18 protein-coding genes and 4 pseudogenes are annotated in these 16,627 nt (G+C 39.3%); 1 reads left to right on the top strand and 21 read right to left on the bottom strand.

What is annotated here, in order from left to right; all coding sequences use genetic code 11:
- The 5 genes and pseudogenes from folE to JCM10596_RS21500 all read right to left on the bottom strand — a co-directional run.
- Positions 1–493, bottom strand: a 493-nt coding sequence (folE, locus tag JCM10596_RS21520) for a GTP cyclohydrolase I FolE (protein ID WP_025028875.1), incomplete at its 3' end; no start/stop codon positions are given.
- Positions 494–612: 119 nt separating this feature from the next.
- The gene (gene hbs / locus JCM10596_RS21515; protein WP_025028874.1) at positions 613–885 is read right to left on the bottom strand and encodes a non-specific DNA-binding protein Hbs; all 273 of its coding nucleotides are present in this window, start codon (positions 883–885) and stop codon (positions 613–615) included.
- A 225-nt stretch (positions 886–1,110) separates the two neighbouring features.
- A pseudogene (spoIVA, locus tag JCM10596_RS26960) lies at positions 1,111–2,588 on the bottom strand (stage IV sporulation protein A).
- Positions 2,589–2,801: 213 nt separating this feature from the next.
- Positions 2,802–3,530 carry a YphF family lipoprotein gene (locus tag JCM10596_RS21505; RefSeq protein ID WP_234410604.1) on the bottom strand — a complete coding sequence of 243 codons (729 nt, stop codon included), beginning with the start codon at positions 3,528–3,530 and terminating at the stop codon, positions 2,802–2,804.
- Between the two features lie 28 nt (positions 3,531–3,558).
- On the bottom strand, positions 3,559–3,750 hold the full coding sequence (locus tag JCM10596_RS21500) for a DUF2768 family protein (protein ID WP_025028872.1): 192 nt from the start codon (positions 3,748–3,750) through the stop codon (positions 3,559–3,561).
- Between the two features lie 134 nt (positions 3,751–3,884).
- Here JCM10596_RS21500 and JCM10596_RS21495 point away from each other — a divergent pair, with 134 nt between their 5' ends.
- The gene (locus tag JCM10596_RS21495) at positions 3,885–4,256 is read left to right on the top strand and encodes a hypothetical protein (protein WP_025028871.1); all 372 of its coding nucleotides are present in this window, start codon (positions 3,885–3,887) and stop codon (positions 4,254–4,256) included.
- Positions 4,257–4,398: 142 nt separating this feature from the next.
- Here the strand turns inward: JCM10596_RS21495 and JCM10596_RS21490 are convergent, their stop codons facing one another.
- The 16 genes and pseudogenes from JCM10596_RS21490 to JCM10596_RS21415 all read right to left on the bottom strand — a co-directional run.
- Entirely contained in the window at positions 4,399–4,674 is a 276-nt protein-coding gene (locus JCM10596_RS21490) for a stage VI sporulation protein F (protein WP_025028870.1), read from the bottom strand.
- Between the two features lie 69 nt (positions 4,675–4,743).
- Positions 4,744–5,780, bottom strand: a pseudogene (locus JCM10596_RS26955) (NAD(P)H-dependent glycerol-3-phosphate dehydrogenase).
- A gap of 21 nt (positions 5,781–5,801) precedes the next feature.
- A complete protein-coding gene (gene plsY / locus JCM10596_RS21480) occupies positions 5,802–6,404 on the bottom strand; it encodes a glycerol-3-phosphate 1-O-acyltransferase PlsY (RefSeq protein WP_034682020.1) in 603 nt (200 codons plus the stop codon).
- 10 nt (positions 6,405–6,414) lie between these two features.
- Positions 6,415–7,740, bottom strand: a complete 1,326-nt coding sequence (gene der, locus JCM10596_RS21475) for a ribosome biogenesis GTPase Der (protein WP_025028868.1) — start codon at positions 7,738–7,740, stop codon at positions 6,415–6,417.
- Between the two features lie 67 nt (positions 7,741–7,807).
- Positions 7,808–8,290 (bottom strand): DUF3189 family protein, encoded by a 483-nt coding sequence (locus JCM10596_RS21470; RefSeq protein WP_025028867.1) that lies wholly within the window; start codon positions 8,288–8,290, stop codon positions 7,808–7,810.
- Between the two features lie 2 nt (positions 8,291–8,292).
- Positions 8,293–8,586, bottom strand: a complete 294-nt coding sequence (locus JCM10596_RS21465; protein ID WP_025028866.1) for a hypothetical protein — start codon at positions 8,584–8,586, stop codon at positions 8,293–8,295.
- On the bottom strand, positions 8,583–8,774 hold the full coding sequence (locus JCM10596_RS21460; protein ID WP_034682018.1) for a capping complex subunit for YIEGIA: 192 nt from the start codon (positions 8,772–8,774) through the stop codon (positions 8,583–8,585). Before JCM10596_RS21460 ends, JCM10596_RS21465 begins: the two co-directional genes overlap by 4 nt.
- Before the next feature lie 23 nt (positions 8,775–8,797).
- Positions 8,798–9,676: a YIEGIA family protein gene (locus JCM10596_RS26950; protein WP_034682015.1), complete on the bottom strand. Its 879-nt coding sequence runs from the start codon at positions 9,674–9,676 to the stop codon at positions 8,798–8,800.
- A 1-nt stretch (position 9,677) separates the two neighbouring features.
- Positions 9,678–10,322: a YphA family membrane protein gene (locus JCM10596_RS21450; protein ID WP_025028864.1), complete on the bottom strand. Its 645-nt coding sequence runs from the start codon at positions 10,320–10,322 to the stop codon at positions 9,678–9,680.
- 173 nt (positions 10,323–10,495) lie between these two features.
- Positions 10,496–11,541 (bottom strand): annotated as a pseudogene (gene fni, locus JCM10596_RS26945) (type 2 isopentenyl-diphosphate Delta-isomerase).
- 9 nt (positions 11,542–11,550) lie between these two features.
- On the bottom strand, positions 11,551–12,696 hold the full coding sequence (gene rpsA, locus JCM10596_RS21440) for a 30S ribosomal protein S1 (RefSeq protein ID WP_025028863.1): 1,146 nt from the start codon (positions 12,694–12,696) through the stop codon (positions 11,551–11,553).
- Between the two features lie 98 nt (positions 12,697–12,794).
- Positions 12,795–13,475 carry a (d)CMP kinase gene (gene cmk, locus JCM10596_RS21435; RefSeq protein ID WP_025028862.1) on the bottom strand — a complete coding sequence of 227 codons (681 nt, stop codon included), beginning with the start codon at positions 13,473–13,475 and terminating at the stop codon, positions 12,795–12,797.
- Positions 13,463–13,810, bottom strand: a complete 348-nt coding sequence (locus JCM10596_RS21430) for a DUF5359 family protein (RefSeq protein WP_025028861.1) — start codon at positions 13,808–13,810, stop codon at positions 13,463–13,465. Before JCM10596_RS21430 ends, cmk begins: the two co-directional genes overlap by 13 nt.
- Positions 13,811–13,870: 60 nt before the next feature.
- Complete coding sequence (locus JCM10596_RS21425; protein WP_025028860.1) at positions 13,871–14,548, bottom strand: flagellar brake protein; 678 nt, start codon at positions 14,546–14,548, stop codon at positions 13,871–13,873.
- A gap of 88 nt (positions 14,549–14,636) precedes the next feature.
- Entirely contained in the window at positions 14,637–15,992 is a 1,356-nt protein-coding gene (gene ypeB, locus JCM10596_RS21420) for a germination protein YpeB (RefSeq protein WP_051541411.1), read from the bottom strand.
- A 16-nt stretch (positions 15,993–16,008) separates the two neighbouring features.
- Positions 16,009–16,383, bottom strand: a pseudogene (locus JCM10596_RS21415) (cell wall hydrolase); the annotation flags it as partial.
- Positions 16,384–16,627: the final 244 nt, after the last annotated feature.

The raw sequence follows: 16,627 nt of genomic DNA, 5'->3' as shown, positions 1-16,627 counted from the left end.
TGACAGTCTTAGCTCCTGGCTTTCTTACCCCTCTCATGGTCATACACATATGTTCAGCCTCAACGACAACAACAACTCCATGTGGAGATAGCTTTTCAACAATGGCATCCGCTACTGTAGAAGTAATTCTTTCTTGTAACTGTGGTCTGCGAGCCACAGCTTCAACAGCTCTAGCCAGCTTGCTTAAACCCGTTACCTTTCCGCCTTTAGGAATGTACGCTACATGTGCTTTCCCATAGAACGGAACCAAATGGTGCTCGCACATAGAATAAAATGGAATATCTTTTACTAGAACAAGTTCTTCGTGCTCTTCTCCAAAGACCACATCAAAATACGTTTTTGGGTCTAGGTACAGCCCCTCAAAAACTTCTGCATACATCTTGGCGACACGTTTGGGCGTATCCAATAAGCCTTCACGATTAGGGTCTTCTCCCACAGCCTCTAATATCATTTTTACAGCTTCTTCTATTTTAGAAAGATCAACTTTACTCATATGTATTTGCACCCTCATTTCCTAGTAATCAAAGAAAATATAGCATAGATATGAGATAAAAGCAAAAGAGTTGCTATAGCAGCAACTCTTTATACTTACAAAGTGTATTATGTAAGATTCTATTTGATTCCATCTTTTAGGGCTTTCCCTGGTTTAAAGGCAGGAACCTTACTCGCTGAGATTTCGATCTCTTCGCCAGTTTGAGGGTTACGTCCTTTACGAGCTGCACGCTCACGCACTTCAAAATTACCGAAGCCAATAATCTGAACCTTATCGCCGCTTTGTAAAGCATCAGTAATAGATTGGAAAACTGCATCAACGGCTTTCGTAGCATCCTTTTTCGTTAACTCACTTAATTCTGCAACTTTATTTACTAGTTCTGTCTTATTCATTGTCAGTCACCCCCCTTCCACAATCTCCTTATTCTCTTCATATCCGTTTTATCTAGATTTTATACATAAAAACAGCATTTTCCCCTTGTTAACATTCTAGGTTTTCGATAACAAGCTAATAGTAATATAGTCAAACTAAAATTTCAAGCCTAATCTTACGATTAAAAAAGAAAAAAGCCTCCAATTCGGAAGCTTTGCAGCAAATTACTAAGATGGAGATCCTTCTTACAGAATGATAGCAATCAATCCACCTGATCCTTCATTAATAATCCTTTCAAGGGTATCTTTAAGCTTATACCTCGCATTCTCTGGCATGGTCGAGATTTTTGCTTGGATTCCCTCTCTGACAATCGAATTTAGAGAACGACCAAATACATCTGAATTCCAGATGGATAATGGATCTTCTTCAAAATCCTGCATGAGATAGCGAATTAATTCTTCACTTTGTTTTTCTGTACCAATGATTGGAGCAAATTCAGATTCAACATCGACCTTAATCATATGAATCGAAGGAGCTGTCGCTTTTAAGCGAACACCAAAGCGAGATCCTTGACGAATAATTTCTGGTTCATCCAGAGTCATATCTTCAAGACGTGGCGGAGCAATACCATAGCCAGTTTGTTTTACCATCTTGAGCGCAGCAGCAAATTGATCGTATTCTTTCTTGGCAATCGAGAAATCCTGCATGAGCTGAAGAAGATGATCTTTTCCACGAATTTCTACTCCAACTACTTCTTTTAGAATCTGATCATAAAGATATTCTGGTGCAATGAGATCAATTTCTGCAATTCCTGTACCCATGTCTACATTGGATAAGGCAGCTCTTTCAATAAAATCATATTCGGTAAAATACCCCACAACCCGATCCACATCTCTTAGTCTACGAATATCTTTGACGGTTTCTCTCACTGCTTCTTCATAGTTCTCTCTTAACCAGTGATGATCCTTTAAGACCATAACCCAGCTTGGCAGATTCACATTGACTTCATGCACAGGAACTCATATAATACCTCGCGTAAAACTCCTAATATATCGCGTTCATCCATTTGCTCCACACTAAGAGCTAAGCAAGGGATATCGTACTTCTCCGCTAACTCATTTCGCAAAGCCTCTGTTTCGGGGCTATTTGGTTTCGTAGAGTTAATTAACATAATAAAAGGTTTACCGACTTCTTTTAACTCTTCCACCACTCGTGCTTCTGCTTCCTCATACTCATGTCTAGCTATCTCAGCGATGGTCCCATCTGAAGTAACGACGACTCCCAAAGTAGAATGCTCTTGTATGACCTTTCGTGTACCAAACTCCGCCGCTTCTTGGAAAGGAATGGGTTCCTCATACCAAGGTGTATTAATCATTCGAGGACCATTTTCATCTTCATATCCCTTCGCTCCAGGTACGACATATCCTACACAATCAATAAGACGAACATTAATATCTAAGCCCTCATCCACATGAAGCTGAACCGCTTGATTAGGAACAAACTTAGGCTCCGTTGTCATGATTGTTCGACCAGCAGCACTTTGTGGCAGTTCATCCTGCGCTCGAATACGATCCGAATCTGAATGGATATTTGGAATGACGACTTGTTCCATAAAACGTTTTATAAATGTTGATTTACCTGTACGGACAGCTCCTACGACTCCTATATAAATATCTCCACCAGTCCGTTCTGCAATGTCTTTAAAAATATCAACCTTTTCCACAAGATCCCCTCCTGATTAATTGTAACGTGGAATCCTTCCACATTGGTTGTCTCGTACATGGGTTGGACAGTATAAATATATGTAAGACAGATGAGATTATGACAATGTCATAAAAATTCTGTCCTCTTCCATCACATAAGACAAGACCTCCTTTATCTATAAGATATGAGGAGGTCTCTTAAAAATATGCTATGAAATTAAAAAATAAACCAATTATTTTCGAAATACAGGTTCCCCATTCTCTAAAGTGTAGGGAAAAGAATAGGCTGGAGCAAAGACACCCTTATCCGCTAATAATTCGCGCAAATCTAGTTCAGGATCGATATTCTCAATGCCCTCTTCTTGTAGGATTTGATAGATATCCATTCGGTAATCAATCCCTATTCTTCCTTCCATATTGGCAACGATAGGGAGATAGTTTGTCGTATATGGACTTTGAATTTGTGGCACACTTTTTAAATTTAATTTTTTATAATCTAAAAGAAAATAATGGTTATCTATGATTTTGTCCACAGGTAAATAAGTATGTTTTTTTAAATATTCATTTACTCTTAACTGTAGATCCCCAATTTGTTTGGCAAGCCGTAGATCAATCAATCTGACAGCAGGAGATTCATCTTCTACGTTGATCAAGACATACAGGTAGTATCCTCCCGACTCAAATGAATGCCCTGGGAGTGAGGAAAGGAGCTGGAGGTTGATAAGCTGTTGAAAATCAACCACATATTTTTCGTAAAGCGGAGTATCTGCCTCTTTTGTTTTAATCGGTAGGACACCTGTCTTTTCCTTATAAGTAAGAACAGCTTTTTGGATCAACTCCAACTGATCCATATGTGGAACTTGATTCTCCAATCTTCTTTCATTGGGATACATACATCCTGTCAACACTAGAATAATCAGCAGGAAGAGCACGATCCCTTGCCTATGTATATGTTTCATCATATCATTTTCATTCCTTTATCTTATTTTTTTATGATGGGGAAAATACCACGATAATAATAAATAGGAAGGAAAGCAGCAAGAGAAAGTAAGCAAGCAAGGACAACAACACCTTCCAGATCCCTTTTAATTTGTTCCTCGCAAAGATAATGAGCAGATTCGCAAAAAACATAGCAATAATGGCTATAAGTGCAATGAGCATTTTCATTAAAGGACTTATCATTTTTTCACCTCTTTTTCTAGCGAATATTATATCACAATCCCATGAATGAACAGAACTAGGACAGATGACATATTCTAAATAAAGAAATCCCTTTTTCTATTTTATAATAATCTGCAATGAGGAGGTGATATTTGATGCGAAGCGATACAAATTCCTTCCTGCAATTACTTCAAGATGAACAAACAGTAGAGCAACTAAATGTGACACTCGTTGAGTTGAACAAAGCCATTGAGAATATGCAAGTGATCTACCAAACAGCTCACAGCCTTGGTTTGTTTGATTTACTTAGCTCTAAAAAAAATGTAGGTTCATTAGTAGAAACCTTTAAATCCATTGATTTTTCTCAAATAATGGCGCTAATAAACTCTCCTTTGGTTCAATCCATCGTGAATGACCCTGAATTTCTAGAATTACTTGCCCCAGATACAGGGACAACTCCCGGGACATCTTTAGCTGATTTACAAAACAATCCAGAACCAAACCATTCACAAAAAGCTCCACAGTGAAGACAAAAAAATAAAGGCTATCCACAAAAGATAGCCTTTACTTTAACTGTATACCATGCCCATATACCTGAGCCATATTTCTTTGAGCCACTATTATTCTATGTTTGCCATGTCAGGCTTGTAACGTTACTCGCCTATTCTCTTATTTTTTGGGCTGCGTAAACATTTTGATCATGGCAGTCATATCGTTAGGATTTAATTTGTTTTTAGTAATATATTGAACGATTTTATCTTCTTTCTCTTTCGATACGGGAACACCGGCTAAAGCAGATACTTGAGCAATAAGGGCACGAACCTTTCTTTCATCTTGTAAATCTTTTGGATTTACTTGGTTGGCTAAAGACTTTATCGCATGTTCGGATACATTCGTTTTTTTCTTGATTTGATCAAAAATATTATTTGAACCTTTTTTATTCACAAAAAGAACCTCCTCATCGATTGTCATACTGTATCGTATGAAGAGATTCAATTGTTGGTTACCTCCATTTTAGAGGTAATTCTTCAAGAAATCTAATGACTTAATTTCGACCTCATGAGTCTTATCTCTTGCCATTAAATCATCTACGGCTTGTCTTGGTGATTTCTTATCAAACAAGACATGGAAAAGCTCTTTGGTGATCGGAAGTTCTACATTTTTTTGTAATGAGATTTGATAGGCGGCTTTTGTTGTTCTAACTCCTTCAACCACCATTCCCATTGAAGAAAGAACCTCATCGAGAGATTGACCTTGCCCTATAGCATACCCACATCTCCAATTTCGAGAATGGCGGCTTGTACAAGTCACAATGAGATCTCCTACACCTGCTAATCCAGCAAACGTCAAAGGGTTAGCTCCCATATGTAGTCCTAAGCGGGCGATTTCAGTCAGCCTCGTGTCATCAAAGCTGCTTTGGCGTTGTCACCATACCCTAAGCCATCAGATAATCCAGCGCCTAAGGCAATAATATTTTTTAATGCCCCCCCAATTTCAACACCCATCACATCAGTGTTAGTATATACCCTAAAATACGAATTGATAAAAAGGTCCTGTGCCTCCTCAGCCAGCTTAATACAGGAAGAGGCAACTACAACCGTGGTAGGTGAACGATGGCTAACTTCTTCAGCATGACTGGGTCCTGATAAAACAACAATGCCCCTTCTTTTTTCTTCTGGAATTTCTTCTTCAATCATTTGAGAGATTGTTTTAAAGGAGTCTGGTTCTAATCCTTTTGAAGAGTGAATAATTAATTGCTCTTGGGTGAGATAAGGCTTCATTAAATTCAAAATTTCTCGGGTTGCCACTGTAGGCATCACAAATAGGATATACTTACTATCTTGCATAGCTTCTTCTATTGAAGTAGTTGAGGTAATATTTTTTGGAAGCTGTACATTAGGAAGATATTTCTCATTGGTATGAATTTGATTTATTTCTTTCACTTGATCTTCTCTTCTTGACCAGATAGAAACATCAAAATGATTATCTGCTAGTACAATTGCTAAAGCTGTTCCCCAGCTTCCAGCACCAATAACGGTAATCTTCTTCATGCTTCTCCTCCCCTGACAAATTTATTTTTTCTGTCCTAATTTATTTTCATTTCCATGCCATAAACGAACGATATTCGCCCGATGACGAATAAACGTAAATAGAGTAACAAGGATCGCTCCTATTAATAATGGCAGTGTAGCATGGTATAGATACATGATGAATGGCAGAAGGGCTGCACCTGCTAAAGAGGACAGCGATACGTATTTCGTAAAAAATAAGATAATAAGCCCTATAATTGCTGTAATAATAAAAGGGATTGGAGCTAAAGTAAACATAACTCCTATCGCTGTAGCTACTCCTTTGCCACCTTTAAATCCATAATACACGGGCCAATTATGTCCAATAATAGCAAAAAGCCCTGCTAAAACAATGATCCACTCAGAAGAACTAATTGTCAAAGCGAGAAGAACGGAAATAATTCCTTTGAAAGCATCCAAGCAAAGAACAAAAAATGCTGGACCTTTGCCTAGAACCCTTAAGGTATTGGTAGCTCCAGCATTCTTGGACCCATGTTCACGGATATCGATCCCTGCCACTCTTTGACCAATGATATAACTAAAACTAATAGCCCCTATGAAATACGCCATGAATATCGGTAAAAGTTCTAATAATATCTCTCCCATTATGCTTCACCTATTCATTTTTTTCTGATTTTTGACGAACGTAAATTCGAATAGGCGTTCCTTCAAATGGAAAGGCTTCTCGAATCTTGTTCTCTAAGTAACGTTGGTATGAGAAATGCATTAATTCTCTATCGTTCACAAATAAAACAAAGGTAGGAGGCTTCACACTCACTTGGGTACCATAATTAACCTTCAGTTTTCTTCCTTTATCTGATGGAGGAGGGGTAACGGCTACGGCATCCATCAAGATATCATTCAAGATATTGGTTTGTATTCTTAATGAATGTTGGTCAGCTACATCCTTCACTTTAGGCAGTATGGTATGTATTCTCTGTTTTGATGTGGCAGATACGAATAAAATGGGAGCATAATCTAAATATTTAAAATGATCACGCAAGTTGGTTGTAAATTCTTTCATCGTTCGATCGTCCTTCTCAACAGCATCCCATTTGTTGACGATCATGATCACGCCTCGTCCTGCTTCATGTGCATATCCAGCAATTTTTTTATCTTGTTCAATGATCCCTTCTTCTCCATTAATCACCATGAGAACGACATCGGAACGTTCAATTGCTTTTAAAGCACGTAATACACTATATTTCTCCATTTTTTCATATACTTTTCCTCTTTTTCTCATCCCTGCTGTATCGATCAAAACAAATTTTTGACCATCTCGCTCTAGAGGAGTATCTATAGCATCCCTTGTTGTCCCAGCAACAGGGCTCACTATGACCCGCTCTTGACCAAGAAGAGCATTGACTAACGAAGATTTTCCTACATTCGGTCGACCTATCAAGGCGACACGAATCGTATCTTCATCATACTCGTCTCCTGTTTCTTCAGGAAAATGCTTGACCACCTCGTCCAAGAGATCTCCAAGACCAGTTCCATGGGCTCCTGAAATAGCAAAAGGCTGTCCGAAACCAAGGGAATAAAAATCATAGATCTCATCTAATTGAGAGGCATTGTCTACCTTATTTACCGCCAGCACAACAGGCTTCTTAGATTTAAACAAAATTTTGGACACTTCTTCATCGGCACTCGTAATTCCAGTTTTCATGTCCACCATAAAAATGATAACATCTGCTTCATCGATGGCGATTTCAGCTTGCTCCCGCATCTGCTTTAGAATTTCATCATCCCCATATATATCTATGCCACCCGTATCAATAATATTAAATTGATGTACAAGCCATTCTCCAGAGCTATAGATACGGTCTCTCGTTACTCCAGGAATATCTTCTACAATGGAAATACGTTCCCCTACAATTCTATTAAATATCGTTGATTTACCGACATTGGGTCTTCCTACGATAGCCACAATTGGTTTTGCCATAAGAGAACCACCTTTCTTTCGATCTATGCATACACTTTACTTATCATAAGCTTAAACAGGTAAGGAATCAACTCTCTTCTTTCATTTTCGACATTTCATGAACCTTTGCTTTGGTTTCCAGTACAAATTGAACCATCCTTGGATAACAATAGCACACTCCTTTGGCAGCTAAATATCTTCCAATCTTCTCAATCCCATAACGTCTTGACAAAGCTCCCCCTATTTTACTTAGTCTATGTAGATGCGGTAATGCAGGGGCAAAATAAAATTCTTCATTAGAAACCTTACTTTGTTCAATTAAAGAAAGCAGAGACCTCTTCACTAAGGATGTTTCAGCTCCCATTCCAATCGTATAGATTTCATTCCCACTTTCATCTTTCCCTTTATAAAACAAGTGACCTAAAGAGTCATCCCGAGCCACATCAAAATCCTCCAAGCGAAGAATCTCAGTATAATCTGGAGTCCGCTCTACAGGTAGCTTTCCCAGATGAAGAGCGGCTGCTACAACAGATGAATGGGCACTTCCATAACAATGATAAATGACCTTCATAACTACTCCAACCCTTCGTGAAGTGGATGCACAATCTCCCAGTTCAGAATAGAATCATCAACCAATGGCCATACATCAGCCCAGGCTTGTAAGCAGATTTCCTTGGATCTGCCTACTGCGATCCAATATACCTCTTGCTTCTGCTCATTTTCCCCAATTTTGATAAAAAGACCTTTTTCTTGATTCTGAAAAGACCGCTCCGTTTCCTGATCAAGCTGTGTACGATAACATTCCAACCAAGCCGCCTGTAACTCCCCAAGCCCTGTCCCTTCACCAATGTATAGTTTTTTTCTCAATGTCTTACCACCACGTAAAGGGAAGGATCAACTTCATGTGCCATGCCATCTAAAATATTTTCTAATAAAAAAGCTTTTTCTTGGATTTCATCGACAGATTGACAAACGAAAATCGGGGCGCCACCAGCCACCTTCTCTGCCGAAGTCGTGATGATCGCCAAAATTGATTTTTCTTCTTTTATTTTCATTGTGAAACCAACATCTCCTTTCCTTATCTTTTGGCATCTGACTCCGAAGGAATTCGAACTGCATTTTCTAGAATGGGAACCTTCGAAATCACACGTACCCCTTGTTCGACATTCTGAATCTGAGGTAGAAAGAAGACGGCAACACGACCATCATTGATATTTCTTCTCGTTAAAGGGACTAACGAAGGATTCCCCGCATCGCGATATATTCCTAGACCCACAGATAAATCATGCAGAACAGCTTGTCTCTGCCCTAAGTTAGCTAGTGTAACGACGCTGTCCATAGATTTTGGAGTAAGAATAAAGCCCATTCCTCGTTCTTGAATCAATTCCTTGGTCTTGATAACCCCCACATTCATAATATGAATGTCTTCTACAAATAAGTTGGGTCCTTCAAAGCGTATGGCTGCTGGAGAAATATCAGAAATCTTGACTAGCTGCTTTCCGCTTTTATAATAAGCACACATGGCAATAGCCAGAACTCCCACGATCACTCCACTCCACCAGTTGAATAAAAGAACGGTGAGGCTAGTAACAAAAGAGGTAAAAATAACCAAATAGTTTCTCCCTTCAAAAGCCATGGCAATTCCTTCGATATAGGTCTTGCCTCTTGAAACCATTTCCATTGAATCTAGCTCTGTCAAGGTATTACGTTCCATGTTTCGAACATCCCTAAATTGCTGGGCGGCTAAGGCTAGAAAAGTAATAGCAGCATATTCTTCTTCAAATAAGGCTGGGACGGCAATACTTCCTAAACCAGCAGCAATGATTCCCAAAGCGAGATGAATAATTCCCCCATGAGGATAGGTAGGATACTGTCTGTAATCTGTTTTTAGCATCACGAGTCGACCGATCACACCAAAAACAATGCCCAATATGATAGGTAGTGTATACTCGCCCATATTACCCCTCCTGCCTCCTAAAGAAAAAGACTCTCTTAAGAGTATCAGTAGATAGCTTCATCAAAGCCTTAAAGCCTAATGAAAAGGTGGACATCATCACGATTCCCATCATCATTTGATCTCTAAATTCTGCATCGCCAATGTAGATCTGTGTAACATATTTATAGATAAAAAACTTATGGATCGTTTCTCCCAAAATAAATCCCCCAGCTATCATGAGCCATTGAAGTTTTAGATCGCCTGTCGTCAACATGAGAAATAAAACAAAAAATGCAGGTAAGAGATAAAAAGGGTTAACGATCATTAAGATAGGATCAATAAAAAACACCTCATATGAAACCGCATAAAAAATACCTAAAAACAGGATAACAGACAGCATTTGAAGCCTTAAACCAGTTGAATCTCGCCACAAGAAATAGGCCACTAAGCAACCTATAAATAAGATCACTCCTATATTAATCGATATATCTGCCGAGAGTGGAAGATACATGCCTTGAGTGATAATCAAGAGAATGATCATCAACACAACCCACCTTCTCGTCAACTGTACTTTATCTTTGTTCTTCCACAAAAAGTCCATCCACTGAAAATGAACTAAGATTAAGATCATCCAGCACATGATTAGAAAAAAATAGCCATGATTCATGTTTTCATCCCTCCTATTGTTCAGTATGTCACTTTCTCTACTTTTTTATAGCCTTCCTTTTTTGCTTTAGAGCTTCATACTGAGTCTTACCGACGGTTAGAACATGACAAAAAAACCAGAGTTCTATTGTCCTATGATTTAGAGCATAGGGTTAGAATTCTGGTTTTTTACCTTTATGATCTTTGCGCTAATTTTTCAGGCTGAAAACCTCGTTGCTGTAGCCAATGATACGTTTTTCCATATAGAATAATAGGGACTCTCTCAAGCTGGCTAATCTCAGTCACTCCCAAAGCACACATCATACTCTTGAGCTGTTCATGATAAGAATCCACGACATCTAATAGCTCCTCTAGCTTGTTTTCTACAATGTATTTTAAGAAGAAGCCTGCAATCCCTACAGCTCTCCCTCCTAATAAGAGAGATTTTATAATATGAGCAGGTGTTTTTATCCCACCAGATGCAATAATATCAGTAGAAGAAGCAGAACGGGCCTCCACAATACTCTCGACAGTATTAATCCCCCAATCGTTAAAATCAGAAAGGGGATTTTCTCGACGTTTATTTTCAATATGGGCAAAATTCGTTCCCCCATACCCCCCCACATCAATCACTTGAACACCTATGGAGGTTAGTTGTCTTACTGCCTGAGCACTTACTCCGAAGCCAACTTCTTTGACAATTACTGGACAGGATAGGTGATGAACGATCTTTTCAATTCGATCCAACGCATGACTAAATGCCCGATCTCCCTCTGGCATCACCAATTCTTGAATAACGTTAAGATGAATTTGCAATGCATTTGCTTCTAACATATCTACCGCTCGTTTGGCTTGATCAATAGTGGCTTCTGAGCCTAGGTTGGCAAAGATCACCCTGTCGGATTTTCCTCTCTAACCACTCGATAAGATTGAATGACACTGGGGTCCTTAAGAGCCGCCATCTGAGATCCCACTGCCATAGCCAAGCCTTTTTCTTTACTTAGGATGGCTAATTGCTTGTTAATATGTAAGGTTTGTTCTGCCCCTCCTGTCATGGCATTGATAATAATAGGCGAACTCAAATCGAGTCCGCCTATCGATGTGTTTATTTGTACATTTTCTACATCAACGCCTGGTAGGCAATTATGAACAATCCTCACGTCATCAAAACCATGCAAATCCAACTGCCCAGTACCTAGTGCATGCTGAATATGTTCAATTTTTCGTGAAGACCTTGTCAATTCGATCACCTATTTTAACTTTTTTAACTTATCTCCAATCATATCACCCAGCGTAACTCCCATGCCTGTTGTTTCTTGGGGAACATAATCATTTGTATAAGCTTGCTCTTCTTCCTCTAGTAACTCACGAATACTTAAGCTGATTCTTTGTTCTTGAGGAGTAATATCTAGAACTTTTGCTTCCACTTCTTGACCTTCTTTTAACACTTCACCTGGTGTACCAATGTGACGATTCGCAATTTGAGAAATATGAACCAACCCTTCAACTCCTGGTTGAATTTCTACAAAAGCACCAAAAGAAACCAAACGTCTTACAGTTCCTTTGACCACATCGCCCACTTTGATTTGAGCAATCGCTTTATCCCATGGAGATTCTTCTGTTTCCTTCAAGCTTAAGCTGACTCTTTCAGATTCAGTATCCACTTTTAGTACTTTTACCTTTACAGAGTCACCTTCTTTAACAACCTCTGAAGGAGACTCCACACGATGCCATGCTAGCTCAGAGATATGAATTAAACCATCAATTCCTCCGCCAATATCAACAAAAGCACCGAAAGAAGTTAACCTTTGAACAGTCCCTTCAAGAGTCTGACCTACTTCAATTTTGTTTAAGCTATCTTTTTTCGATTGATTAAATTCCTCATCAAGCACAGCTTTTTGAGAAAGAATCACTTTATTCTTCTCTTTATCAAGCTCAATAACTTTCACACGTAGAGATCTGCCCTTGTAGTCAGTGAAATCCTCTACATATGTACGCTCGACTAATGAAGCTGGAATGAACGCACGAACACCTACGTCCGCTACTAATCCTCCTTTTACTACATCAGCAACCGTAATTTCGAATACTTCTCCTGTAGATAGCTTTTGCTCTAATACATCCCAAGCCTTTTCATTATCTACAGCTTTTTTAGATACAACGATTTCTTCATCTGTTACCTTGGTTACTTTAGCCGTAATAGAATCACCGACTGCTACTGCATCTCCTGCTTTTTCAATATGTACATTTGATATTTCACCAATAGGTAAGATTGCATCATGCTTATATCCAAAATCGATAAGCACATGCTTATCTTCCACTTTTGTGACAGTGCCTTCGATCAGATCTCCTACACTGTATGACTTAACCTCTACTTCATTTTGAGTTTCATCTACCATTATTATTTCCTCCTTAATACCAATGAACTTCCTCATCATTTACTATACTATATTTATAAACATTCTGCCAATCATGGCAACTCTTAATTCCATCTCCATTAATTTGACCGTTTTTTACTCTCATTAACCATCTGCAATATTTTTTCTACTACTTCATCAATGGAGAGGTTCGAGCTGTCTATTTCAATGGCATCTGGTGCTTTACGCAAAGGGGCTATTTCCCTTTCACTATCCTGCTGATCACGCAGGGAAATCTCTTTTTTCAATTGCTCCAGATCATGTTCAACTCCTTTAGCTTGAAACTCCAAGAACCTTCTCTTGGCACGCATCTCAATGGAAGCAGATAGAAAGATCTTCACTTCTGCGTCGGGGAGAACATGAGTGGCTATATCTCTGCCATCCATGACAATTCCTTTGTTCTCTGCTAGCTCACGTTGAAGAAGCAGCATTCCTTCACGCACCTTGTAGTGAGTTGCTACTGTAGATACCTGATTTGTTACATCTCTTTGACGAATTTGATCCGTTACTTCCTCGCCATCAACAAAGACTTTTTGCCCTTGCGGTGAAGGCTGCAAGTCAATTTTCATCTGGTGCAGCCGTTTAGAAAGCTGCTCATCAGAATTAAGATCAAGCTTCTCTTGGATCGCTTTCCAAGTCAATGCTCTGTACATCGCCCCAGTATCTATATAAATATAGCGCAGATAATCTGCAACTTTTTTGGCAACTGTGCTTTTTCCAGCCCCTGCTGGACCATCAATAGCAATATTTATTTTGTCCATATCTTCACCCCTATCACAAGTCCACAAACAAGCAAAAAGCAGGAATCCACCTGCTTTTTTGATAACCTCATGATATCATACGTATTATTGACGTTGCAATGTGGCTTTAGCTCAATACGATCTTCTTGATAAACGCCTTCATATTGAATGGCTTTATTGACCAAAGCTTGGTTCTCTTGATTGGAGAAGAGAAAAAGCTGAACCAGAATCAAACAAATGAATAAAACAGTAATCATGATTTTTAAGCTTCTCTCAATTTGCTGAGAAAACAAGATAAAATAATCCTCAAAGCGAAATGAACCTTGCTTTTGCTCTGCGTCCATTCTTTTTAACATATCGACGATCACACTCCCATTAATAGATTGCTCTATTCATGGATATTTTAACCATCTTTATCAAGATTCTTTTCGTTTTATTTCAAGTTGTTTCTCAAAGCAAAATCTCATAATTTTTTGTCTTTCTACTTCTGTTAGCTCCTTGAATTGTACCGAGCACTTATACGGATAGCCGTTTTCATGTGGCTCAATGATTCGAATTAATCGACCTGTACCGGATGGATGAAGGATATTGCCGGTCTTTAGCGGGAGTGAAAGCCACCATTTAAAGTGATCGCCTTCTTTTAACGTTGGTTTTTCAAATAATTGAAACGCTAATCCACCACCGCTAACATCTAGTACCTTAGCTAAAAATGGGGGGAATTCCTCACGATTTACTGGGTGAACCGCCAAGTCTTCGAAGCAAGGAACCCTTATAAACTCTCTTCTCTGACTGCGTAAAATGGAGTCAGGATTAGGATGAGTTAAGAGTGTTACAGGCATGGGGTCTTTCTTTCTTCCTAAAACCGTACTCACAAACTGATACTTTGATCCGTCCTTCGCATAAAACCACACATCAAACTCGCTACCCTCTAAGAAAAAACCATATTTGCTGGTTCCTTCTGCCATAGGCATCTCAATAAGGATGTATTCCTCAGATAGATCTGCAATCCTTGCTTTAAATATAGGAGAATCCTCCTGGGTAATTAAGCGCTGATGCATATAAAGCAATTCTCCTATTTTATAAGGAAACTTCATTTCGTACTCCCCCTTTACTTCCTCCCTATTATACTGAAAAATAAAATAAATGCCCACCCTTATGGGTAGACATTTATAACTAGGTATTTTATAACAATATCTCTGCTTGTTTCATCTTCTCTACTCGTTCTTCATCTCCGGTTTCTGCATTGACAAAAATCCGGAACGTTTCATCACCAATCGTTCCTAGCATTTCATAACATAACTGCACCTCATCCGCCTTTAGCTCAACCATGCTCAAACGATGCTCTTGAACATCAAAATTCTTGTTGATTTTCGCTTTAGCTTGCTCAAATGTAATCTTGGGCTTGGGAGTTTTTTTCTTTGGATCATGGGCGACAATATAATCCAATGCTTCATAACCGATGATATCTCCATTATCTAGAGCCACCTTCACTCTAATCAAATCGGTATAAAACAGCACATCATTTTTCTGATAAACAAAATCAAACACCCCTACATTATCATACTGATTGGATTCTATTGAAACCATGGATTTGATGCCCCGCTCTTTTAAAAACTGTAGAGCTTTGTTTTGTGCCTCATTCAGACCGATTGAGGTTTGTTCAATGTCTCTGCTATCAAGTAACCAGAGGACATGACCTCCTTTTTTAGATACCTCAATGGAGATTTGATTATTTCGATCAGAGGATTGGACATCAAAACTATATGACGTATATTCGGCGCTATTCACTTTTTCTTCTAATTGGATTGAATCGTTCGCTTTTAAGTTTAGAAACTCCTGTGCCTTTTCCTTTGCTTCATTTGCGTCAATATTCTTTCCTTTGATCTTCTCTTTCTTTTCTGTCACTGTAGAACCTAGCTGGTTGTCTGTTGCGCCCCATTCGGTTTCTACATATCCTTGCACTTGCCTATTAATGGTTTCAATTCCATCTAAAATCCCTTTTCCCATGTCTGTATTCTCAGATGCTATTGCCATTTCTACATCCATCCAGCGTAAATTTTGATCCAAAATTCTGGTCTGGATTTTGCGTAATTCTGATTGGATTTCCTTAGCCTCTCTGTGTAAGCTCTTTAATTGCTGCCATTCTTTATCACTTATTGGCTCATGATCAAGGTCTCTCATACCGATTTCATAAGTAAAGTCAGCAATTTGTGCTAAAAATTTTTCGGTTTCATTAAAAGGCAGGAGCATCAAGGGAAGCTGTCCAAGATTGGATCTGGCATGTGAGGATAAACGCCAGATATTTGCCATACATGGAGCCAAAAGATTTCTTGAATTCATGGCAATTGATTTTCCAAGCTCATCCTCTAAATTCGATATGTTATTATTCAAGCTATGAAAGGCACGCTGATAATTATTTTCCGCCTTAATTAGGATAGAGTTCTTATCTTGATGCTCTTGATAACCCCAATAACCTGTTCCAGCAATGCCGATAGCCAATAAAGCAATTAGGGCAACAGTTACTATACGTCTGATCAATTTTCTTCACTCCTTCCTATCTCAGAAAAACATGTTTACCAATTCGCTTTACTCTTTCACGAGCATGCATCCATCTTGACGTTGCCGTATCTGGATTAAAGTAATAGACTAGACCTCCCGTAGGGTCCCAGCCATTGATAGCATCTACTACGGCTCTTCTGGCTGTTTCATTCGGCTCTAACCAAATCTGCCCGTCTGCTACGGCTGTAAAGGCTAAAGGTTCGAAGATCACTCCAGATACGTTATTCGGAAAAGTAGGGCTTTTCACTCGGTTTAAAATAACGGCTGCAACAGCTACCTGTCCCTCATAGGGTTCACCTCTGGCTTCTCCATAAACCGCATTGGCCATGAGCTTAAGATCATTCGCTGTAAAACCATCCGGAATATTCACTCCTTGTTGTGCTCTAGCAGGTTCCGCTGGGGCTTCTTGCTCCACTTCTGGAGTAGCAGGCGGAGGTGACTCTTGACCTTCAGGTGTTCCTGCTGGCGGGGTTCCTGCTCCCCCTCCTTCAGGGTTCCTGGCGGTGGGGTTCCTGCTCCTCCTCCTTCAGGTGTGCCGGCTGGTGGGCTTCCTTCCCCCCCTGGTTCAGGTGTTCCTGGCGGCGGCGTTCCTGCTCCCGCTCCTTCAGGTGTTC

It is taken from the genome of Caldalkalibacillus mannanilyticus JCM 10596, assembly GCF_000615945.1.
GTDB classification, from domain to species: Bacteria; Bacillota; Bacilli; order Caldalkalibacillales; family JCM-10596; genus Bacillus_AT; species Bacillus_AT mannanilyticus.
This window is presented reverse-complemented; position numbering and strand designations above follow the sequence as displayed.